A 22834-nucleotide genomic window follows, 5' to 3' on the forward strand; every position below is an offset into this window, starting at 1 on the left:
AGACGAAAACCAAGTCATTGTAATAGAAACTCTGTCCAGTAAGAAGCTGATGAAAAATCATAAACTGGCAAAAAGCATTGGTGATGCAGGATGGTATGAATTCGTCCGCCAATTAGAATATAAATCCAAGCAAAAAGGACGGACACTTATCAAAGCAGACCGATTCTATCCGTCTAGTCAGGTTTGTTCGAGTTGCGGACACCGAGACGGCAAGAAGCCGCTCAATATCCGGGAGTGGGACTGCCCGACATGCGGGGAATACCTTGACAGAGATATCAATGCCAGCAAAAACCTCTTGGCATTGGCCAAGTAAAAGAAAATCAATGAGGCAGGGACTGCCTTTTGAGCCTATCCCTATCCGATTCCTCTGCCTGTATGAAGTCTGTGCAGACAAGAATGGAGTTCGTAGGAAGCCCCCCCTTCAAAATCCAAAGGATTTAAGTGGTGGGTAGTTCACTGATGCTTCAATTAATACATCTGACAGATTAATCGCAAGGCCTGTTCATAATTCGTCTACATTTAAACCAGATTCCCGAACTCTTCCATGAAAGCGTTGAAAACGCAGTCACTGTGGACTTTTGTACGTGTTCAACAAATTGTCACAACTATCTGACCTAATCCCTTGCTTATTTTTTATAAGTACCTATACTAGTCAAAAGACTCATCAATTGAAAACAGATGAAAACAATTACTATAAGCACTTTTAAATATGTTTTGCCATTATACAGGAGGAATTATTTATGAACAAAGATATGACTAAAGGAAACCCACTGAAACTAATTTTACTTTTCACGTTTCCATTAATAATAGGAAATTTACTGCAGCAGCTGTATCAGATGGCGGACACGTACATCGTCAGCCAGACGATCGGTGTCAATGCCTTTGCGGCTGTCGGTTCAACCAACAGCATCAACATCCTGGTCTTGGGACTGGCCATTGGATTAACTTCCGGTCTGGCCGTTCTGACTGCCCAGCGTTTCGGAAAAAAAGATGAAAAAGCGATCAGAGAAAACCTTGCAGCCAGCGTGATCATCGCAGGTACGGTAAGTGTCCTGCTTACCATTCTGTCACTTGTTTTCCGACGCAATATTCTAGAATTCATGAATACACCACAGGAACTGTTCGGGTACGCTAATGACTATCTGACTATGATGTTCGCGGGACTAAGCGGAGTTGTTCTATTCAACCTGGTATCCAACCTGCTTAGAGCAATCGGAAATACAAAAGCACCACTTGTCTTTCTAGCCATTTCATCAGTGCTGAATGTTATTTTAGACCTTGTTTTCATCCTGGTCTTCGATATGGGCGTCGCAGGAGCCGGGCTGGCAACAGTCATCTCACAGTTCGTTTCAGGCGTGATCGGTCTCGTTTATATTCAAAAAAATGTCCCTATGTTCAGAATTCATAAAGAAGACTGGACTGCCGGATTCAGACAGATCAAAGAACATGCTACTATTGCTTTCCCTATGGGCTTCCAGACTTCACTTATTGCTATCGGTATGATAGCTGTTACTATGACTTTGAACACACTTGGACCTGAAGCTGTTGCTGCAACGACTGCAGCTCAAAAAATCGATGCCCTGGCTACCAAGCCTCTTATGGCTGTCGGTGTCACAATGGCCACTTATACCGCACAAAACTATGGTGCCGGAAATCTGGACCGTGTATGGGAAGGTGTACAGAAAATAATGAAAGTGACATTAGGCTACAGTGTTGTAGTCGGGGCGCTGCTGGTCATTTTCGGACGACAGATCGCTATGCTGTTCGTCGGACCTGAAAATATCGAGATCCTTAACATGTCTCGCCTATACTTCTTGACGAACTCGACATTCTATGTCTTCCTGGCTATCTTAATCGTTCACCGCTATACGCTTCAGGGATTAGGTAAAAGCACTGCCCCGACTCTTGCCGGACTGTTCGAGCTGTTTGCACGTGTCGGAGCTGCTCTGATTCTGTCACAGTCACTGGGCTTTGTCGGTGTTGGGCTGTCGAATCCGCTTGCCTGGGTCGCAGCACTGTTCCCGCTACTGGGATCCTACTACGCATTCAAACGTCAGCTGACAGGTGCGTCAAAAAAACCGATTCTATCCGGAAAATTAGCACGGTCAAGTAAATAATGCCTTCACCGGTCTCTGTTACTCCTTTGAGTGACGGGGACTTTTTTTCTACCTCAAAAGTGCGAGGTGACGAGCAAGGATAGGCATTCTTGAGTTGTAAAGTTAAATGCAAAAAAAAGAGTTGACACCTGAATTGTATTAAGCATATAATACACTTTGAACAGTGAGCCAGAACTGACGGCTCTACTTTTTTTACACCTAGTGTATTACCTGCTTAGTACACACGGTACATTACCCTCATGCCGTCTATCCTAGCACGTCGGATTGATTCATGAATATCAGTCGAAAGGAGTCCTGAGTTTGAGTGTAACGTTTAATAAGCGTGATCCTATCTATCTTCAGGTCATGACCCATCTAAAGAAACAGATTGTCTCAGGTGAGCTGAAACCTGGGGTTGAAATGCCGTCGAGGCGCCAGCTGGCCAATCAGCTAAAAATCAATCCGAACACCGTTCAGCGGGCCTACAGCGAAATGGAGGAACAGAGATTGATCTTTACAGAACCGAATAAACCCAGCCGGATCAGTGAAGATCCGAATGTGCTGAATCAGTTGAAAAAAGAATGGCTGAACCAGGCGATCACTCGCTTCGTTTCCGCTATAGACCCTATCGACATGGATCTTGAAGATCTGATGCCCATGATCGAACAGGAACTTGCAAATAGAAAGAAGGCTCAAAAATGATCGAAGTCAAAGATATCCATAAACAATTCGGACGGAAAAAAGTCCTGAACGGCGTGTCCTTTACGATCGAAAAAGGAGAAATCAGCTGTCTGGTCGGCGTGAACGGGGTCGGTAAAACGACGATCCTGAATGCCATCATGAACCTGACCCCTGTCAAGAAAGGGTCTGTGACCATCGATGGCGAAACCCTGGTACCAGCTCTGTATAATAAAATTGCTTTTATCCCTGACGCGTCCATCTCCCTGCCTCACTTTACGATTCAGGAAAGCATGGATTTCATGAATGACTATTATGATACCTGGAATGCCAGACGGGCCAAGGACATTCTCAAATTCTTCAGGCTGAATGCTTCTGATAAGTTGCGTGATCTGTCGAAAGGTAACCAGGCCAAGGTCAATCTGCTTCTCGGACTGGCTCTCGATGTCGAGTATATTCTGATGGATGAACCGTTCTCCGGCATCGATATTTTTACCCGTGAACAGATCACCGAAGTATTCAGCAGCTATCTGGTGGAAGACAGAGGCGTGCTGATTACAACACACGAAATCAATGACATTGAACACCTTCTGGATAAAGTCATTCTGCTTGATGAAGGAAAAATTTATAAAGAATTCAATGCGGAACACATGCGCGAAACAGAAGGAAAATCTGTGATCGATGTCATGAGGGAGGTTTACACAGGATGAAACAATATATGAAATCATTACTTAACCTGACGGCGTTCGAGCTGGATCGTATCTCAAAGTTTCTCTATACTCTGCTCGGTGTGACCCTGCTGCTTAACCTGATCGGTTACATATACACACCTATGCGCTATGTCGGCCGGATGAATGAATACATGCAGACAGAATTAGTCACTGCCCAGCAGGCAATCGAGCGATTCGGCAGTTTCTCTTTTTACGACGTCACCAGTGCACTGTGGCTCCTGGCACCCGTGACTCTTGGTATCAGCGGACTGCTTCTCTATTCCCTTTTTATCTGGTATAGAGAATGGATGGGCAAGAACACCTTTGCCTACCGTCTTTTGATGCTCCCAGTCCCTCGGATGCAGATCTTTTATTCGAAACTGTTCGTCATCTATATTGCCATCTTCAGCCTGATTGCTGTTCAGATCATTTCCTTGACTATCGGCTTTCAGATCGTTTCTGCTATCGTTCCTGACGACTGGCTGTCCGGCATGACTTTAGTTCAGGCTCTTAATATACATCCACTTTTCACAGTGATCCTGCCGGTCTCTTCATTTTATTTCCTGTCAGCGAATGGAATCGGACTGACATTCATGCTTGTGCTATTTACAGTGATTCTTTTGGAAAGGAGTTATTCGTTCAAAGGACTGGGAATAGGAATCGCCTACGGAGTCATTACGGTTCTGATAGCGGTATTTCCAGCCTTCCTGCCCAATCTCGTACAGAATTATTATCTTTTCTACGATTCCGAAATCATGGCACTCATTATTGTTCTGATGACAGTAATCGGGGTAACCTCTCTTCTCATCAGCCGTCATCTGCTAAATAAAAAAATAACGATTTAGAAAGGAGCAGACACATGACAAAATATTCAAAACTGATCAGCTTTGTGCTTCTCTGTGTTCTGACTCTATCAGCTTTTGGGATCTACCAGATACAGACAAGTGCAACCTTACCGGAAATTGAAGTGGTGACTGAAGAAGGCAACGCCGATGAACTGGATGCTCTATACTTTATAGGCAATATCTACAGCACTCAGTCCTCTGGAAGAAGCAGTACCTTCGAATTCAAGGATGGAGGCTTCTCCTATCTTAATAACCGCTCCGTCTTCAGACATCTGGATTACGTATACAATCCCGTCGCTAACAGATATGTCAGTGACTACCGCTCCTTCATGCGAGGAAAGGCCAGAAATATAAGCAATTTCACCGAGACAGACGATGAGATTGTCTACACAGCTATGGCCAGCGATGTCAACTGGCGCAGAATGTACGACGACAATATGCTCGATATCTCACTGTTTGATAAAGACTCGGAAGAGGAGCAGTCTTATGAAGTCAGACTGGAAGGCGCTTCTTATCACGGAATTGTGGCCAGTTACTATCACGCACCTGAACTGACGATTGTGACACAAGCTGCTGACGAACAGATGAGAAATGGATGGTACATCTATACCTTTAATTTCGATGAGCCGGAGGACACATTGTCTCCCGAAGTGAATGTCGGTCAGGCTCTTGACTCAAGCAGCGTTCAGATTTCTTTTTCTCCAACAGGAACCGAACGGTACATTCCGTTCAAATCCCTTCAGCCTGGTGCGGAAGACGAGTATGGAGAAATCACGGACTACACGACAGACGCTTTTCATGTCTATGATATCCAGACCGGTGACTTTCAAGAGATTCCTTTATTCGAAGAAGGAGAGACCCTTGTCCTGAGCGAGGATGAACAAGTCGTCGTTGGCCAGGACCTTGGAGAAACGATTAACTGGCACGTCTGGAATGTGACTGACGAATCATTAAACGAACTTGGTTCAACAGACATGATCACGCCTTCTATCGGCAGACTGCCTGTGTATTACTACAATCATTCATTTAATCAAGGCTTGCAGCTGGTCAATGGACACGTCTATGCTTATGAAGACCATTACTCAGAGGACGGATATGGTCGTCCGATGTTCCAGGTCATTGACCTTGACTCGGTCAGTACTGACTTTTCCGGCTACTTCGAACTTGAAGACCGGGAAAATGACCGGTCGACCGAAATAATGCTCTTCGATTTCATGATCAATCCTTTATAAGTATGTCCCATCTCTTATAAGATAAACCGGCAGCCCCCTTCCCCGGTTTATCTTTTTCATTTGGAAGCGAATAGCATTCGCATCCATTTGAAGCTTTTCTGTTTTCAGTTTTGCTTCTTTTTGGCTAGCTTCTGCTGGTTATTTCTCTGGAACAGGAATATGTGATGCCGAGCCGCTGTCTAGATGGAGCTGAGGGGGCTGTGCTATAGCTAAGCTGCAGTTAGACCTGCTTCTATTTCCAGTTTAGAATAGTTTGATCCTGGTTAAATAGAAGTAGATGAAATTTAATTGCATTTCAGCTTGCTTCACCTAAGTGATAATCAAGCTAGGGGACGTCTACTTACAGTTTTAGAACTTATTGCACCGCTAACTGCAGCTAGAGCCTTCTTGGTGACACCTTTGCCGGAAATATTTCGAGGAACTTTAATTAAATCCCGTCTAGTTATACTTCCTTGATGTAAATTGGATAAGACATCCTGTTAATCCTCTTGTAACGAGAGTTTCTTCTATTAATGGATCTCTAAACTGTAGTAAGATCCGCACATACGGTAATACAACTTCTGCTCCGATTGATTTCATCCATACTCAAACCTATTTTAGCCTTATATTAAACGTATCCAAGCCTCAAACCATCTGGCATTTTCAAACATAACTTGTTATACTATTTTAAAGTTAGCAAATGACTTTTACTCTGTATCAGATTGGATGAAATAATAATTATGACAGAACACTTACGTGAATCAATTAAACAAAGCAAACGGATCGTAATCAAAGTAGGAACCAGTACCATCATGTACCCGAATGGCGCAATCAACCTCCAGCAGATGGAAAAACTGTCCTTTGTCCTGAGCGACTTGAAGAATCAGGGCAAGGAAATCATTCTTGTCTCATCCGGAGCGATCGGTGTCGGTCTGGCGCGGATGAATTTGACTGAACGTCCGGTCACGATTCCCGAGCAGCAGGCCATTGCCTCAATAGGCCAGACGGAACTAATGAGTCTATACAGTAAGTTCTTCTATAATTACGGCCACCAAGTCGGTCAGGTTCTGCTGACAAAGGACGTAACTGACTTTCCGGTCAGCCGTCAGAATACGGTCAATACTTTCGAGCAGCTTCTCCTGAAACACGTGATTCCTATCGTCAATGAAAACGATACGGTTTCCGTTGAAGAACTGGATCACCTGACGCGATTCGGGGACAATGACACCCTCTCCGCCATTGTTCTGGAACTGACCGATGCCGATCTGCTGATCATGCTCTCGGATATCGATGGCTTTTACGACAAAAACCCGATGAACTACACAGACGCCAGTCGATTCGATACAATCAGTGAAATCAATGACACCATTCTTTCTCTGGCACAAGACTCTTCGACAAAGTTCGGTACAGGTGGAATGATCACCAAACTGAACGCAGCTCAAATTGTACTGGGAGCACAGAAGCAGATGATCCTGGCTAACGGAGAAGATTTATCTATTCTCTTCCGCATCTTATCAGGAGAGAAAATAGGAACCCTTTTTTCACCATTTAATTAAGAAAACAGAGCACCAGGAAGGATGACGCGACATGACAAGCCTTATTGAACTCGGTCAGCGAGCTAAGAAAGCCGAGCGACAGCTTGCCCAGGCTACAACGAATGAAAAAAATGAGGCCCTCGCCCTTATGGCAGACGCCTTGATTGATTCAACTGACTTTATAATAGAAGAAAATAAAAAAGACACCGATCGGGCCAGAGAAGCCGGCATCAGTGATTCGTTACTGGACCGACTGACACTGACTGCTGACCGTATTGCCGCTATGGCTCAGGGACTTAAAGATATCGTCTCTCTGCCAGATCCAGTTGGTCTAGTGGACAGCATGTGGACCAATGACGCGGGTCTGAAGATCGGCAAGCAGTCGGTTCCGCTTGGCGTGATCGGGATCATTTACGAAGCACGTCCCAACGTCACTTCAGACGCAGCCGGACTCTGCTTCAAATCTGGAAACGTCGTGATTCTTCGCGGCGGAAAAGAGGCATTCAACTCGAATAAAGCCATCGTGAAGAGCCTGCGTCAGGCACTGGGACAGAGCACACTTCCGACTGACTCGATTCAACTCCTTGAAGACACCTCTCGTGAAACGGCCAGAGAGATGATGCAGCTGAACCGCTACCTTGATGTTCTTATCCCTCGTGGGGGAGCTAATCTGATCAAGGCAGTGGTTGAGAACGCGACGGTACCAGTGATCGAGACTGGAACTGGAAACGTCCACGTCTACATCGATCAGACGGCTGACCGTGATATGGCCAGAGACATCATCGTCAACGCTAAAACAGACCGTCCTTCAGTCTGTAATGCCGCAGAAACTTTGCTGATCCACAAAGATGTAGCAGAAGATTATCTTCCAGTCATTGAAGAGGCTTTGGCTGAATGGAATGTTGAACTGCGAGCTGATAACCGGGCTGCCGCTATTTTGAGTGAGTCCGTTCCGGCTACTGAAGAAGACTGGGCAACAGAATTCCTGGATTACATCTTGGCTGTAAAAGTGGTCGATTCCCTGGATGAAGCCATTGCGCATATCAATCAGTACAGCACGGGTCACTCGGAAGCCATCGTCACGTCTGATTACTTTGCCGGCCAGCGCTTCCACCGTGAAGTCGCTTCTGCAGCGGTTTACATCAATGCATCGACACGATTTACCGACGGATTCGAGTACGGATTCGGTGCCGAGATCGGGATCAGCACTCAGAAACTACATGCCCGCGGCCCAATGGGACTGCCTGAACTGACCTCTTCAAAATACATTGTCTTTGGCGAAGGACAAATCAGATAACTAGAAAAAGACAAGCGCAATCCCTGAATGGGGATTCTGCTTGTCTTTTTATGTGTTCAGTCTTCCGGTTCATCCATGAGCCTCTGCTGCGTCTCTTTAGTAATAGCCATCAGTGCCTGGTAGAAGTCTGATAGCTCGCGGTGGAAAGCTGGATTACTGAGCCGTTGGATGTTTTTCTTGATCACAGCTTCTTCTCTTCCTGCATCGAGAATAGGCAGATCATGTGCCTTCTTGTATTCGCCGACTTTCAGCACTGTTTCCATCCGTTTTTCAAATAAGGCCGTCAGCTGCTGATCGATCAGGTCAATCTCCTCTCGGCATTGGTCCAGTTCAGTCATTTAGTTTCCTCCCAGAATCAGATCGGTCAGTGCAATAGCCGTCACTGCTTCAAGGACGGGCAAGACACGTGGAACGATACAAGGATCGTGGCGGCCTTCGACTTCTAGCTCGGCAGCTTTTCCTTCTCTGACGTTGATCGTCTGCTGCTTCTTCTTGATCGATGCCGGTGGTTTGACTGCTGATCGGAAAACGATCGGCATGCCGTATGTGATGCCTCCGATGATGCCCCCGTTATTGTTCGAGCGCGTCTTCACCTGACCGTTTTCATCGTAGTAGTATTCATCATTGGCTTCGGACCCTTTCATTCTGGTGATATCGAAGCCGGAACCGAATTCGATTCCCTTGATTGCCGGGACGGAAAATACAAGATGAGCCAGTGTAGATTCCACTGAATCGAAGAACGGATTCCCGTATCCTGCCGGGATGCCTAGCACGAAGGTTTCAACAACGCCTCCAACGGAATCTCCTTCTTCTTTCGCTTCGAGAATAAGATCCCGGATCGCTTCTTTCTTTTCACCATCGAATAAAGGCAGCTGATCTTTCTTGAATGCTTCCGCCTGCTCGTGGGTGACCTCTTGCTGGTCCGCAAACCGCTCATCCTCAATGTTACCGATTGACTGGATATGGGAGCTGACTGTTATGCCTTTTTGCTTCAGCCACTGCTGGCAGATCGCTCCGGCAAATACTATCGGTGCGGTAATCCGTCCGGAAAAATGTCCGCTGCCACGGTGGTCATTATGACCTTTGTATCTCATTCGTCCAGGGTAATCTGCCTGACCCGGTCGCATCACGTCTTTAAGAAGGCTGTAATCTTTTGATCGTGTATTCGTATTTCTGATAATAGCTGTCAATGGTGCCCCTGTCGTTTTCCCGTCCAGGAATCCGCTCAGAATTTCCGGCAGATCTTTTTCTTTACGCGGCGTCGTCAGATCACTGCTGCCAGGTGCACGTCTGGCCATTTCAACTTGTACTTGGTCCAGATCAATTTCAAAGCCTGGCGGCAGCCCATTGATTGTAATTCCTATGGCGTCTCCGTGAGATTCACCAAATAAAGACAGCTCAAGTTTTTTTCCCCAAATGCCACTCATTTAAATTGTCCTCCTAATAGTTTGAAGTCTTCCCAGAAATGCGGGTATGATTTTGCTACACATTCTGTATCTTTTATTGTAATGGGTTCTTCGCATCGCGTAGAGGCGATCCCCAGCATCATAGCCATCCGGTGGTCCTTGTGGCTCCAGACCGTTACTCCACCTTTGAGCTGATCTACGCCTTGAATGACGAGACTATCGCCTTCAACTTGTATATCTGCTCCAAGCGCTTCGAGTTCTTTCTGTGTAGCTGCAAGACGGTCACTTTCTTTGATCTTAAGTCTCTCCAGATTGGTGAACCGAGTGTGCCCGATGCTCAAAGCTGCTGCTAGAGCTGCTGTTGGAATGATGTCCGGAAATTGAGACCCGTCGATTACACGCTCTGTTTCATCAGACAGATTATCCAGAATGTCCAATATAGCCTTGTCCCCCTGAAGCGACTGACTGTCGAGCCCAGATAGACTGATATCATTTCCGATATGATTAGCTGTGAGGAAGAATGCTGCTTGAGAAAAATCACCTTCTACAGCATAATCCGCTGCCTGCATCTTCTGATTACCCGGTATCACGAAGGTCTGTCCCTCATCCTCAACATTGATCTCAAGTCCAAACAGATCAAATACGTGTAAAGTCAGATCGATATAGCCTTTGGATTCAAGAGGCGTTGTCACGTGAATTCTGGATTCGCCATTTAAAAAAGGCAGAGTCATCAGAAGGCCTGTGATGAACTGTGAGCTGATGTCTCCTCTCATTTCGATGGTATCCGGTGAAAGGTGTCCCCCAATGACAAGATCAAGACGCTCCGTGCCCTGTAAGTCGTAGTCCAGTCCCTGTTTCTCAAATAAATCTTTGTATGGCGTCAAAGGACGCTGACCAAGTTTCCCTCGTCCGGTGAAACGGGTCTTTCCTTCAAATAAAGTCGCTACAGGCACCAGGAATCTTAATGTCGACCCAGACTCATTGCAGTCGATCGTCCGAACTGGATCTGATTTTTTCCCTTCAGACTGATCATTCACCACGCTCGCAGACTGAAGGCCGATACCCTGAATCGTGAGAGCATTTTCCTGCTCATTAATTTCAGCACCCATGGCACGCATTCCCTGAATCGTGGCTTTAATGTCATCGGAAAACTGAATGTTACTGATCGTGCTGGTTCCCTCAGCCAGTGCGGCACAAATGATCGCTCTGTGTGCCAGGCTCTTAGACGGAGGTACAGTCACGTCTCCTTGTAGTCTATTTGGTGTAAGTGTTAAATCCGTCAATGGTCCTGTCCTCCTGTTCCAAGTGAGTCAAAAAAGCTGACGTCTGTCTGATGAGTAGCTGCAGTGCCGATTGAGTTGAGAAGAACGACATGGAGCTGATTGTTGAGTTGTTTCTTATCTTTTCTTACAAACGAAAGAATGTCATTATACGCCTTTGTATCCTCCAGCTCAGATGGCAGCCTGTGCATCTTCAGCACGCGTCGTAGCTGATCAGCTGTTCCTGTTTCAGTCAGTTCTCTGGCTTCGGAAATTTCGGTCAAGGTTGCCATACCGATCGCCACCGCATGTCCGTGTGTAATGTGTTCATAGTGATAGTAGGCTTCGATCGCGTGTCCGAGCGTATGTCCGAAATTTAGAAGCATGCGCAGCCCCTTGTCTTTCTCATCCTGCTCGACAACTTCTCGCTTGATATCGCAGCACCTAGCAATGATCCATTCAATCTCTGTCATCACTGCATCTCTTGATTCAATCGTTAAAAGACTGTCAAAAAAATCTGCATCCCAGATGCATCCGTATTTGATGACTTCAGCCATGCCGTCCGCAAAGTAGTGATCCGTCAAGGTATTCAAAACCTCCGGATCGATTATGACTTGTGTCGGATGATAGAAGGATCCAACCAGGTTTTTCCCTTCCGGCAGGTCCACTCCCACTTTTCCGCCGACACTGCTGTCGACTTGAGCGAGCAGGGAGGTCGGGATCTGAACTAAATCGATGCCTCTAAGGTAAGAGGCAGCCGCAAAGCCTGCTATATCACCTATTACGCCACCGCCTAAAGCAACGATCACATCGCTTCTAGTCAGTCCCGCTTCAATAAGCTGGGAAAAAATTTGGGGCATCATCGAGAATGTCTTCGTCTGCTCACCCGGCTGCAGAACGATCATGCTGACTTCGAAGCCTTCATCAGCCAGCTGCTGTTCAACCGCAGCCCCGTAATAGCTGTCGACATTTCTATCAGTGATGACGGCGACCCGTCGACTATTAGTTAGTTGAGCCACTTCTTTCCCTACTTTCTGAAGCAGCCCTTTTTCAATTTTAATCGCATATGATACAGACGCCTGCGGCAAGTTGACTTTCAATTCATTCATCTGAATGACTCCTTAATTAGATACTTTCTGAGTGGATAGAGGAACAGTACGGCCTTCAACTGATGCCAGCTTCTCGGCTTTCTCCATCAAAAGTCCGAATTCGTCTGGTGTCAGGCACTGTTCTCCGTCGCTCCATGCGTTTTCTGGATCATTGTGTACTTCGATCATCAGCCCATCTGCTCCTGCGACGATCCCTGCTTTTGCTCCAGCTTCAACCAGGTAAGACATACCGCCCGCGTGGCTTGGATCGATAATTATCGGCAGGTGGGACAGTTTTTTGATGACCGGTACTGCCTGAATATCCAGTGTGTTACGCGTTTCCGGTTCGAACGTGCGGACGCCTCGTTCACAGAGAATAACGTTCTCGTTTCCTTCTGACATGATGTATTCCGCAGACATCAACCATTCCTTGTAAGTTGCAGACAGTCCACGTTTAAGAAGGACAGGTGTCTTGGTTTTCCCTACTTCTTTCAACAAGTCAAAGTTCTGCATATTACGGGCGCCGATCTGGATCAAGTCCACGGAATCTACGAATTCATCGATCCATTTTGTCGACATCAGTTCAGTAACAATCGGCAGTCCCGTTTCTGCTTTAGCTGTCTGCAGCATGCGCAGCCCTTCAAGCTCCAGTCCCTGGAAGCTGTATGGCGATGTACGCGGCTTGAACGCACCCCCTCTTAGGAAGTTAGCTCCGGCTTTCTTGATTCGTTTCGCTACGTCAACAATCTGTTCTTCACTTTCTACAGAACATGGGCCGGCAATAATCCCCAGCTGGTCTCCACCGATAGTTTCCTGACCAACTTCTATAATCGAGTTTTCCGGATGAAATTTACGGTTGGCCCGCTTGTACGGTTCTTCAACTCTGACGATCTGCTCGACTTCAGGACGTGCCTGCAGACGATGTGTATCGATAGCACTGGTATCTCCGATTACACCTAGAAAGTCTCGTTTGATATCTGAGAAATGACTGACTGATACCCCTTGTTCTTCAACCTTCTTCGTAATCTCTTTTATCGCTTTAGCACCTGTTCCCTGTTTTAATACAATAATCATTAATCTCTCTCCTCTTCTTCTTTTATTTTATACAGACACCAGACCATTTGAGGCTCATAACGCTCAACAATCTGATAATTGTCTGTTTTTTCCTTTTCAAACACATCTTCGCTGATAATCGTGTATTTCAGACCCATATTTTTAAAAGCGGTCCAGGCTTTGATCTTGCTGTCAGTGTAGGTTATCGGAAGTGTCTCATTCACTTTGTTCAAGTATTTTTCCAGAAAAATCTCTGTTGCCGGATGAATCATGGCGCTGTCCATTTTTCTGTCTCGATTTTCTATCAGCACCATCGGCTTGGTTTTCTTTGCGAAAACTTGAAGCAGCTCTATTTTCTCCCAATAATCGTAGTTGAATTCTTTCCATCCATAGGGTTTTCTAGCACTCTGAAAGGCTACGGGAAACAGAACGCAGTCGCCTTTAAGCCGTTCGAGTTCATGAAGGATGGTATCGAATGACGGATAGCCAACAATGTCATCCTCCTCTGCCTGTAGTAACGACTGGGCTGCGGCGTAACTGTCTGTATTCTCCGGCCCTAATGTATGAATAATCATCTGATCTCCTCCACTGACATATCTTGATCACTTGGTGTGTACAGTTTCTTCGTGTCAGACAACCAAATAAGCTGACTTGCCATCCCAACCGACTTCAGGATAAACAAAAAGCTGCATCCGGTTATCTGTTTTACTTAAACAGGATAATCGAATGCAGCTTTGGTTAAATTCACATATATAAATTAATAGTTCATTTATAGTGTGCGCCCATTCGATGTCCTGATGGAATCTATGGGGCACTGTTTTTTAAGACAGTTTAAAGTGCTCTAGCCTCCATAGATTGTTTCTAAAGAAGCTAAAGTAATAACGATTCAATTGTGGCGTGATTAAGTTGTTTAATTCTTTATTCATGTTAAACACTCCTCAATTGGTTTCAGTCATTAACTAACTGTGCTCACAATGTTAGCAAGCATAAAAATAAATGTCAAGGTATTAGTTAAAAAAAAATATTGTTTTTATCATTTCACTCTAATGTTACACTTTACTTGTGCCGATAAAGTCGGCTGAATCTCAATCTGTTTGCCAATTTATGGTAAATATGTGTATACTTTTAAAAAAACGAGGTGCCTACATGAAATTTTACGGCCTGCTGGGCGAAAAACTGACACACAGTTTGTCTCCTCAGCTGCATAAAGAAATATATAAACGAGTGGCCATCAACGCGGCTTATAAAACATTTCCCTGCCCACCTAGTCAGGTCCCCCAGGCGATCGAGAGCCTGAAAGTCCTGTCCATCAGCGGATCAAACGTGACGATTCCCTACAAGGAAACTGTCATGCCTTACCTGGATGAAATCGACCCGACTGCACGAACACTAGGTGTAGTGAATACGATAAGTAATCTGGACGGCTATTTGAAAGGCTATAATACTGATTACGAGGGTTTCGGCCTGCTGTTCGAGCGTAGGCAATGGGATTTGAACGGCAAGTCAGTCACCGTCCTTGGTACAGGTGGATCATCCAAAATGGTCGTCCAGTATCTGAAGGATCACGGGGTCAAGGACATTACCTTAGTCTCCAGAACTATCAAGGAGTCCCCCTCTGATTCAATGGTCACATACCGGACCTACGACGACTCGGAGGCTTTCAGCGGAGATTATCTTATCAATACTACACCTGTCGGCATGTATCCCAACACAGGCGTCTCTCCCGTATCGGACGAAACGCCCACACGCTTCGATGCCTTCATTGACCTGATTTATAACCCTCTGGAAACGGCATTTCTGAAACAGGCCCGCTCCATTGGCAAGCCTGCAGTGAATGGTCTCGAGATGCTGATCGGACAAGCCATCAAATCTGTTGAAATCTGGGAGAACCGTTCAATTTCATTGAACCTAATGGATGAACTGATTCAGGACTTTTACCAGTGGAAAGAAGGGTAATAATATGACAAACATTGTCCTCATCGGCATGACTGGCAGCGGGAAAACGACAATCGGGAAAGAGCTGGCCAGCCGCCTCAAGCTGTCTTTTATAGACATGGACGACTTTATAGAAAAACAGGTGGGGCAGTCAATCCCGGAATTATTCGAACAGGGCGAAGCGGTTTTCCGATCTCTAGAAACTGACGCCTGCATCAAGCTGGCCGATGCCACTGATACAGTGATCTCGACTGGCGGAGGTGCTGTCCTGAAACAAGAAAACCAAAAGTGGCTCAAACAAGCGGGCGTAATCGTATGGATCGATCGTCCGGTAAATCTGATTGTAAAAGACATTGAGACTGCACACAGACCACTTTTGAAAAATGGCACGGAAGCCTTATATACGCTTTTTGAAGAACGTCAACCGGTCTACGAGGCTCTTGCAGATGTAACTGTCCGCAACGATCAGTCCCTTTCAGAAACGGTGAATGACGTGCTGAATCAGTTGACTAAACTTGACACTAAAGGAGACCACTCATGAACATATGGATTATCAACGGACCCAATATTAATCTTTTAGGTACGAGAGAGCCGGATATTTACGGTCACGAAACAATGGAATCAATCAACCGTCAGATTCAGACTTATCTGACTGATCACGGACATCTGTATGAATTTTTCCAGAGTAACTCCGAAGGGGCACTAGTCGATAAAATACAGGAGGCATTGAATGAGCAGGTTGACGGCATCGTCATCAATCCGGCTGCCTATACTCATTACAGTTATGCCATTCACGATGCCTTGAAATCCGTGTCCATTCCGACAGTCGAAGTCCATCTAAGTGCCATTCATTCCAGAGAAGCATTCCGGAAAGATTCTGTGATCGCTCCCGCCTGCATTGGCCAGGTGTCAGGCTTCGGATCAGCGAGCTATCTGTTAGGCGTACAAGCTCTGGAACTTCATTTGGCAAAGGAGAACACCTAGATGAATTTAACAATTGTAGGCCTTGGTGCCATCGGAGGATCCTTTGCGATGAGCCTGATGAACAAGGGGAATCACCGTATCATCGGTATCGACATCGATGAACAGACCATTGACTATGCACTGAAAGAACAGATCATTCATGAAGGCATGACTGTTCCGGAAGAAGGATTGAAAGAAGCAGACGTGATCATGCTGACCCTTTACCCCAGCCAGATCGCACCTTTTGTAGAGCAGTACCGTTCCTATTTCAAGCAAGGAGTCGTACTCACTGATGTGACCGGCGTGAAAACCTCTATTATTAAAGAAACGTCCCGCGTCCTTCCAGATCACGCTGACTTTATTTTTGCTCATCCGATGCGTGGAAGTGAAAAAAAAGGAATAGCCGGTGCATCCGCAGATAAATTTAAAGGAGCGAATGCTTTGATCACCCCCCTTCCTCAAAACAAGGAAGAGAACCTCATCCGTATAGAACAGTTGTATCGGGATGCCGGATTTTCCACGCTGACTCGGGTGACATCTGAGAAACATGACGAGCAGGTTGCCTATGTCAGCCAGCTGATGCACGCCCTGTCAGTATCCGTCGTAAACAGCAGCCAGGCCTCGGACGACACACTGCTCTTTGCCGGCAACAGCTTTCAGGAACTGACCCGCATAGCCGATATCAACGACAGCCTCTGGAGTGAACTGTTTCTGAATAACAAAGGGGCACTGCTTCAGTCGATTATATCATTTGAAGCCGAGCTGGAAACCTTCAAACAAGCTATAGAAGCAGATGATGAAGAAGCTCTGAAAGACTTTCTGATTCGAGCACGCGATCAGCGCAGAGACTGGTATTGATCAAGCTCGGAGAATCATTCACCGTTTTTTTGAAGCAGCTTTTTAATACTGACATGAAGACTCGCCAGTCGGCGGGTCTTTTCACTTTCCAAACGCTTGTCATTTTAACGAGAGCTTTATTTCTAGATATCAAAAAAGAGGCGTCTCAAAAGAAGACGCACCCCTAAATTATTATTTATTCAAACTTTCCATTCACCGACATAGACGTTTTCGCCTTCCACCATGCCTTCTTTCCTGAAGCCGAATGATTCATAAAGACGAATCGCCAGGTCGTTGTCCGGTTCAGCACCGATCCTCAGGTCCCTCACATGCCTGTGAGGCTTGAACTCTTTCAGAAAAAGAGCCAGCGCTTTTCTCCCAATTCCTTTTCCCTGGTAGTCCCTGTCGATCATAAATCGTTCCAGCCACCAGGAGTCGATCGGATAGGCATCATCAGCTGGATAGTAGCTGCACATCAGAAAGCCGACTACCGTTCCATTCTGATAAATGGCGAACGGATACTTTTCTTCCTCGTAACTCGCTTCCAGAAGAGACAAGTCATTCGGCGCGACAAAATCCTGCTGGTGGGGATGGACTTTCAGATCCACTACGGTCATATAATTATGTTTGTCTACAGGTTTCAGTTCAATCATCGGTCATCACTTCTTCAGTAAAATTTGAATTAACCTGCCTGTGGGTCACTTTCAAGTCTTTACTTGAAATAGTTGATGCCCATAGCATCCTTAACTTCATCCAGAGTCTGGGCTGCGACAGCTTCTGCTTTCAGGCTTCCCGCTTTCAGCATATCCAGAATGGCTCCTTTATCTTCAGCCAGTGCTTCACGACGCTCACGGATCGGCTGAAGCTTGGCCTGAAGCACATCGTTCAGGTAACGCTTGATTTTGACATCACCCAATCCGCCGGCGCGGTACTGGTCTTTCAGTTCCTGTACTTTTTCCTTATCGTCATCAAACACATCCAGATACGTGAACACAACATTTCCTTCGACCTGACCTGGATCTTCCACACGAATGTGGTTCGGGTCGGTATACATACTCATGACTTTTTTCTGGATGGTATCTGCACTATCAGACAGGTAAATACCGTTATTCAAAGACTTGCTCATCTTCCCTTTTCCATCAATTCCGACCAGACGGCCCTGACCTTTTGGAGGCAGGATGATATCCGGTTCAACCAGAACATCTTTTCCATAAGTCCGATTGAAGTCGCGTGCCACTTCACGTGTCTGCTCAAGCATAGGCTTCTGATCTTCTCCTACAGGAACGTGAGTCGCTTTGAACGCCGTAATGTCTGCGGCCTGGCTCACCGGATACATGAAGAACCCTGCAGGAATACTTTCGTTGAAGCCTTTTTCCTGAATTTCAGACTTAACGGTAGGGTTACGATGCAGTCGTGCTACGGTGACCAGATTCAAATAATAAAGCGTCAGTTCCGGCAGTTGAGGAATCTGAGACTGAATGAAAATCGTCGTCTTCTCAGGTTCCAGTCCCACAGCCAGGTAGTCCAGAGCCACTTCCATAATGCTCTGCTGAACCTTTTCGGGATTCTTAGCGTTGTCCGTCAGTGCCTGCTGATCCGCCACCATGACAAAGACATTATTCTGTTCATCTTCTTGAAGCAACACTCGGTTCTGTAACGAGCCGACATAGTGACCTAAATGCAGTTTCCCGGTCGGACGATCGCCAGTTAATATAGTACGTTTCATAATTATTATCTCCTTGGATAGCGTAGTCTAATTGATTTTATTGTATCTTACTTACACCTTAAAAAAAAGGTAAAATGCATCGCCTCCTGATCAGGCTTGCTTCTTCTCCTTGAAGCCTCTCGTCATCCACCAGAAAGTCAGGCCTGACATGATAATTAGAATAATCCATTCACCGAAAGGAATAAAGAGCTGGCTCAGAATCATTACAAGAGAAATAATGAAGACAGGGATGAAAAAGATCAGCGTGCCCATGCATCCCAGATTGGCTTCAGATGCTGAATACTTCCTTGAAAAAGGCAAGCTCTTGACGGATCGGCGTGCTTCCAGATAAAAGACAACACCCATCAGTAAAAAGCCGTTGATCATCTGAAGCAGATAGTCCCATCCAGAAAGCACAAGGACGACTGCAGCAATGATCAGATAAAGTGGCAGTAGGATTTTTACCAGCATCGCCTTTAGAGCTGCCCGCATGAATGGCGCTCTCGACTGCTGCGGTGTCAGATTGAACACCCAGCTTCCCTTGTAGTTAGTTGAAAACTGGATCGATACAGTCAGCACTGGTATCAGCAGCAAGGTGAAATAAGGCAGATACAGAATGGATACCGGATTCTGTTCCAGTCCTGCAGTCTGATCACCAGTCAGTGTCGTGAAGACGAACACGATCGGGAAGACCAGTGCACTGGCAATCGACGGATACAGACGGGTCTTGAATTCCCGCTCCGTCTTTGTCAGCTGCCAGGAGAAATGAAAGTAGGCCTTCTCCAGAGGGTCTTTGCATAATCCAGAAGCTGCGATTCTTTCCAGAACCGACCGTTTGTTTATTTTAAGACTTGAAGCATTCATTTTTTGAAGATTGCTTTCGATTTTATCCGTACTCCAGTTATATAAAATAACAAGTAACACGGATCCTACTATAAGAAGGCCGGTATATATGCCGTAGGTCAGTGTCCAGCCTTCCTGAAGCAGTCCAAATGGTGCCACGAACCACATTGGGAAAAGAACGGAATGGCCGAGGGTCAGATTCATTTCAACCAGCAGTGTTTCCGGATCGATGATCTGAAAAATCTGGCCGACTAAATAATAACCGATTACCATAAAAATTGATAGCGAGATCTGACTATAGGCAATGATGTTTTTCAAGCGTTCGCCGTCAAACTGCTTAAGAATCGTAGCGTAAACGACAAGGGTCAGGCCCAGACACCAGAGTGAAGCCAGCAGAGAAAGCACAAGGACCAGCAGTCCGGCCATTATGCCATTGAAGTAAAACGTGAATAGAATCACTGGCGCTCCGATGGCCATCGTAAATGAAATAAGATAAATGCCTACATGTGTAGCCTTGGCTGCCCCGAGCGTTTTCCTGGTTACAGGCTTTGTTCCAATGAGTATAGAATCTTTTGTATCCAGCAGAATAGTTGAAAAATTAGCCAGAAGAGTCGAAAACGTCATCAGAAACAGAAAACTGAAGTAAGTCGTGTACTGAAACACCCAGTTATCATACGCAAAAAGGAAGAGCAGAAAGACACTGATCAGTGCGTAGACCCACAAACTGGAGAAAAAATGGTTTTTTTCTTCACCTGACCGGCTGTTTGAACTGACAGCCTGCATAGGTGATTCCCGTCTGCCATCCATCGTCATCTTCATAGAAAGAATGTTGCGCATCTGAGGATAATCAACCCCGATTTTTTCATATACTCCTGAGAGAACATCTATGATCCGCAGATAGACAGGTGTTTTCCCGCCTTTTTTCAGACCAAGAATGTCACGCATCATTGGAACCGTCTCCCTTCATTGCAGTAAGGAACTGTTCGGCGAGAGCCGCATGCTGGTCAAAGCCTGTCAGCGTATTGAAAAGCTGCTCCAGAGTGCCATCCGCCTCTTCTTTGAGCTCCTCAAACGGTCCGTCCGCAACGACTTCTCCGTCATTCAGAATCATGATGCGGTCACTCAGTTTTTCAACGGTATCCATCACATGGGATGAATAAAAAATCGTCTTGCCTTCTTTTTTCAGCTGCCATAATAATTCCTTTATGATCTGTACACTATTCGCATCTAACCCATTGAGCGGCTCGTCCCAGAAGAGGATATCCGGATTATGAAGCAGGCTGGAAATAATCAGAACTTTCTGACGCATCCCTTTTGAAAAAGAAGCCAGACGCCCATTCAGTGACTCTTTTATGCCTAAAGCATCCATCATCTCTTCTGATTTAGACAGAATAACTCCTTCTTTCATCCCGTAAAGTTCACCGATGAACAGCAGGTATTCTTTAGCCGTCAATGTTTCGTAAAGTTCCGCATTCTCCGGCACATAACCGATGCGTGATTTGTAAGTAACCGTCTGACTGTCTATCGGCTGCCCGAAGAGTCGAATCTCTCCCCCGTCTCTTTCCAGCACCCCAAGAATAATTTTGACCGTAGTACTCTTTCCAGCTCCGTTCGGCCCTATGTATCCGATAATTTCTCCAGGATGTACTGTAAAATCAACGCCTTTCAGTACCGGTTTTCCGTCAAAAGATTTAGTCAGCTGACTGATTTCTAATATTGGTTCCATAACTGCCTCCATGTGTCATTTAGTGATAGTTTATCACAAAACAATAGATTTACTCCTTGTATATTATATTTAGGGTTTTAACCTTCCGGTTTTTACTGGATAACCCTATGAACCTCTTTTCGATTACCTCATCTCATTAGATATGAGATAATTAGTTTATTGGATTGAGAGGTTAGCCGTTTACTCCTTGAGTCCTTGAACTCGTAATCGAAAGACTGGTTCCTCTCTCTGATAAGCTGATTGCGAATGAGTTAGATGTTGAAAGCCTCGTGCTTTACTCCGTATCTATAACAAGGTAGTGACGCTTTTCAGACGAGTGGCTGTTCAATCCAAAATTAAATGAAGAAGGTGTCGTTATGTTCTTCTTAGGAATTGATATTGGCAAACGAAGCCATGTAGCCTCAGTTATGAATGAAGAAGGAAAAGTGATACTAAAAGGCTTTTCATTCCCCAATTCAACTGAAGGTGGAGAAAAACTTCTCCAAAAAATCATCTCTTTATCTCCGATTGATCAGTATAAAGTCGGAATGGAAGCAACGGGCCATTACTGGCTATCTCTTTTCTCCTTTTTGGATGAGCACGACTTTCTAATTCACGTCATTAACCCGATTCAGACCGATGGTTGGCGGAAAGGAACGGAAATTCGCAAACGTAAAAACGATATTATTGATTCTGTCTTGATCGCTGATTTAATGCGCTACGGAACCTTTGTAGAAACATCTTTATCCGATGAAAACATCTTTTCGTTGAAACAACTCTCTCGCTACCGAACCTATCTTGTGGGCACCGCTAGTGACTTCAAACGAAAAATCATTGCGGTATTGGACCAAGTTTTTCCTGAATACGATACACTTTTTAGTAAAGTGGGCATTTTTGGCAAAGCCTCAAAGGAAGTTCTGTTAGAACTGAGTTCTCCTGATGCCATCAATCACATTTCTGCAGGTGCCCTAGCTGATTTATTGGGGGAAGCCAGTAGAAATCGCTTGGGTATGAAGAAAGCTGAAGAACTAAAAACCGCTGCCTCACACTCCTTTGGAGTTAAATTCGCCCAGGAAACATTCACCTTTCAATTACGTTCAATGATTGAGCAATTAAAATTTCTTGAAAAGCAAATAACCGATACAGAAAAAGAAATTAAAAAGATCATGGATGATATTGATTCTGTGATAGAAACAATCCCGGGTATCGGTCCAATTAACGGTGCGACGATACTAGGAGAAATTGGTGATATAAACAAGTTCTCCTCACCAGCTAAATTAGTTGCCTATGCCGGTATTGATGCTTCTGTCACCCAATCGGGTGAGTTTGAAGGAACACACAACGTCATGAGTAAACGGGGCTCTCCATATTTAAGAAAAGCCTTATTCTCCGCTGCACTAGTAGCCTCAAGACACGATCCTGTATTAAAAGCATTTTACGAAAAGAAAATATCTGAAGGTAAACACCACCTTACAGCTCTGGGCGCCGTGTCACGCAAACTCTGTTACATTATTTATGCTATTTTGAAAAAGAATGAACCTTACGAAGTCCGTTTGCGATAATTTCAAAAATGACGCTTGATTCAGCTTATTTGGTGCGCCCTTAAATTCCAAAATAGACTGTAGAAATATTAGGTTTTATTGCTTGACTTTATATAGTTAGTCTTTC

23 protein-coding genes are annotated in these 22834 nt (G+C 45.3%); 13 read left to right on the plus strand and 10 right to left on the minus strand.

Going from position 1 to position 22834, the window contains the following annotated elements:
* The 8 genes from BLR76_RS07470 to BLR76_RS07505 form a co-directional block, all read left to right on the plus strand.
* A partial coding sequence (locus BLR76_RS07470) for an RNA-guided endonuclease TnpB family protein (RefSeq protein ID WP_143009212.1) occupies positions 1-313 on the plus strand: 313 nt, incomplete at its 5' end.
* 427 nt (positions 314-740) lie between these two features.
* Positions 741-2117 (plus strand): MATE family efflux transporter, encoded by a 1377-nt coding sequence (locus BLR76_RS07475; RefSeq protein ID WP_091267501.1) that lies wholly within the window; start codon positions 741-743, stop codon positions 2115-2117.
* 300 nt (positions 2118-2417) lie between these two features.
* Entirely contained in the window at positions 2418-2798 is a 381-nt protein-coding gene (locus tag BLR76_RS07480) for a GntR family transcriptional regulator (protein ID WP_091267504.1), read from the plus strand.
* Positions 2795-3484 carry an ATP-binding cassette domain-containing protein gene (locus tag BLR76_RS07485; protein ID WP_091267507.1) on the plus strand — a complete coding sequence of 230 codons (690 nt, stop codon included), beginning with the start codon at positions 2795-2797 and terminating at the stop codon, positions 3482-3484. Before BLR76_RS07480 ends, BLR76_RS07485 begins: the two co-directional genes overlap by 4 nt.
* On the plus strand, positions 3481-4329 hold the full coding sequence (locus tag BLR76_RS07490) for a hypothetical protein (RefSeq protein ID WP_091267510.1): 849 nt from the start codon (positions 3481-3483) through the stop codon (positions 4327-4329). Before BLR76_RS07485 ends, BLR76_RS07490 begins: the two co-directional genes overlap by 4 nt.
* Positions 4330-4343: 14 nt before the next feature.
* On the plus strand, positions 4344-5561 hold the full coding sequence (locus BLR76_RS07495; protein WP_091267513.1) for a hypothetical protein: 1218 nt from the start codon (positions 4344-4346) through the stop codon (positions 5559-5561).
* Between the two features lie 719 nt (positions 5562-6280).
* Complete coding sequence (gene proB / locus BLR76_RS07500) at positions 6281-7096, plus strand: glutamate 5-kinase (RefSeq protein ID WP_091267515.1); 816 nt, start codon at positions 6281-6283, stop codon at positions 7094-7096.
* Between the two features lie 31 nt (positions 7097-7127).
* Positions 7128-8372 (plus strand): glutamate-5-semialdehyde dehydrogenase, encoded by a 1245-nt coding sequence (locus BLR76_RS07505; RefSeq protein ID WP_091267518.1) that lies wholly within the window; start codon positions 7128-7130, stop codon positions 8370-8372.
* A 56-nt stretch (positions 8373-8428) separates the two neighbouring features.
* Here the strand turns inward: BLR76_RS07505 and BLR76_RS07510 are convergent, their stop codons facing one another.
* From BLR76_RS07510 to BLR76_RS07535, 6 genes are read right to left on the minus strand one after another with little or no spacing between them, the layout of a single operon-like run.
* Positions 8429-8710, minus strand: coding sequence for a chorismate mutase (locus tag BLR76_RS07510; RefSeq protein ID WP_091267521.1), 282 nt, complete (start codon positions 8708-8710; stop codon positions 8429-8431).
* A complete protein-coding gene (gene aroC, locus BLR76_RS07515) occupies positions 8711-9799 on the minus strand; it encodes a chorismate synthase (RefSeq protein ID WP_091267524.1) in 1089 nt (362 codons plus the stop codon).
* On the minus strand, positions 9796-11061 hold the full coding sequence (gene aroA, locus BLR76_RS07520; protein ID WP_143009213.1) for a 3-phosphoshikimate 1-carboxyvinyltransferase: 1266 nt from the start codon (positions 11059-11061) through the stop codon (positions 9796-9798). The genes aroC and aroA overlap by 4 nt, the downstream gene beginning before the upstream one ends.
* Complete coding sequence (gene aroB / locus BLR76_RS07525) at positions 11058-12146, minus strand: 3-dehydroquinate synthase (protein WP_091267527.1); 1089 nt, start codon at positions 12144-12146, stop codon at positions 11058-11060. The genes aroA and aroB overlap by 4 nt, the downstream gene beginning before the upstream one ends.
* A 12-nt stretch (positions 12147-12158) precedes the next feature.
* Complete coding sequence (aroF, locus tag BLR76_RS07530; RefSeq protein WP_091267529.1) at positions 12159-13199, minus strand: 3-deoxy-7-phosphoheptulonate synthase; 1041 nt, start codon at positions 13197-13199, stop codon at positions 12159-12161.
* The gene (locus BLR76_RS07535; RefSeq protein WP_091267532.1) at positions 13199-13753 is read right to left on the minus strand and encodes a hypothetical protein; all 555 of its coding nucleotides are present in this window, start codon (positions 13751-13753) and stop codon (positions 13199-13201) included. The genes aroF and BLR76_RS07535 overlap by 1 nt, the downstream gene beginning before the upstream one ends.
* A gap of 571 nt (positions 13754-14324) precedes the next feature.
* On the opposite strand from BLR76_RS07535, the gene BLR76_RS07540 reads away from it, so the two are divergent.
* Genes BLR76_RS07540 through BLR76_RS07555 form a run of 4 tightly spaced genes read left to right on the plus strand, consistent with a single transcriptional unit; the run spans position 14325 to position 16934 of the window.
* The gene (locus tag BLR76_RS07540) at positions 14325-15134 is read left to right on the plus strand and encodes a shikimate dehydrogenase family protein (protein WP_091267535.1); all 810 of its coding nucleotides are present in this window, start codon (positions 14325-14327) and stop codon (positions 15132-15134) included.
* A 4-nt stretch (positions 15135-15138) separates the two neighbouring features.
* Positions 15139-15654, plus strand: a complete 516-nt coding sequence (locus tag BLR76_RS07545; protein WP_091267538.1) for a shikimate kinase — start codon at positions 15139-15141, stop codon at positions 15652-15654.
* The gene (gene aroQ / locus BLR76_RS07550) at positions 15651-16097 is read left to right on the plus strand and encodes a type II 3-dehydroquinate dehydratase (protein WP_091267542.1); all 447 of its coding nucleotides are present in this window, start codon (positions 15651-15653) and stop codon (positions 16095-16097) included. The genes BLR76_RS07545 and aroQ overlap by 4 nt, the downstream gene beginning before the upstream one ends.
* Entirely contained in the window at positions 16098-16934 is an 837-nt protein-coding gene (locus tag BLR76_RS07555) for a prephenate dehydrogenase (RefSeq protein ID WP_091267552.1), read from the plus strand.
* A 179-nt stretch (positions 16935-17113) separates the two neighbouring features.
* Here BLR76_RS07555 and BLR76_RS07560 read toward each other — a convergent pair whose 3' ends face one another.
* The 4 genes from BLR76_RS07560 to BLR76_RS07575 form a co-directional block, all read right to left on the minus strand.
* Complete coding sequence (locus BLR76_RS07560) at positions 17114-17566, minus strand: GNAT family N-acetyltransferase (protein WP_091267556.1); 453 nt, start codon at positions 17564-17566, stop codon at positions 17114-17116.
* Positions 17567-17625: 59 nt separating this feature from the next.
* Positions 17626-18639 carry a tryptophan--tRNA ligase gene (gene trpS / locus BLR76_RS07565; RefSeq protein ID WP_091267559.1) on the minus strand — a complete coding sequence of 338 codons (1014 nt, stop codon included), beginning with the start codon at positions 18637-18639 and terminating at the stop codon, positions 17626-17628.
* Positions 18640-18729: 90 nt separating this feature from the next.
* Positions 18730-20409, minus strand: a complete 1680-nt coding sequence (locus BLR76_RS07570; RefSeq protein ID WP_091267562.1) for a hypothetical protein — start codon at positions 20407-20409, stop codon at positions 18730-18732.
* The gene (locus BLR76_RS07575; protein ID WP_245683063.1) at positions 20399-21187 is read right to left on the minus strand and encodes an ABC transporter ATP-binding protein; all 789 of its coding nucleotides are present in this window, start codon (positions 21185-21187) and stop codon (positions 20399-20401) included. Before BLR76_RS07575 ends, BLR76_RS07570 begins: the two co-directional genes overlap by 11 nt.
* A gap of 356 nt (positions 21188-21543) precedes the next feature.
* On the opposite strand from BLR76_RS07575, the gene BLR76_RS07580 reads away from it, so the two are divergent.
* Positions 21544-22728 (plus strand): IS110 family RNA-guided transposase, encoded by a 1185-nt coding sequence (locus BLR76_RS07580; protein WP_091267568.1) that lies wholly within the window; start codon positions 21544-21546, stop codon positions 22726-22728.
* Positions 22729-22834 lie beyond the last annotated feature (106 nt).

Origin of the sequence: Alkalibacterium thalassium, assembly GCF_900101165.1 — a bacterium.
GTDB lineage: Bacteria > Bacillota > Bacilli > Lactobacillales > Carnobacteriaceae_A > Alkalibacterium > Alkalibacterium indicireducens.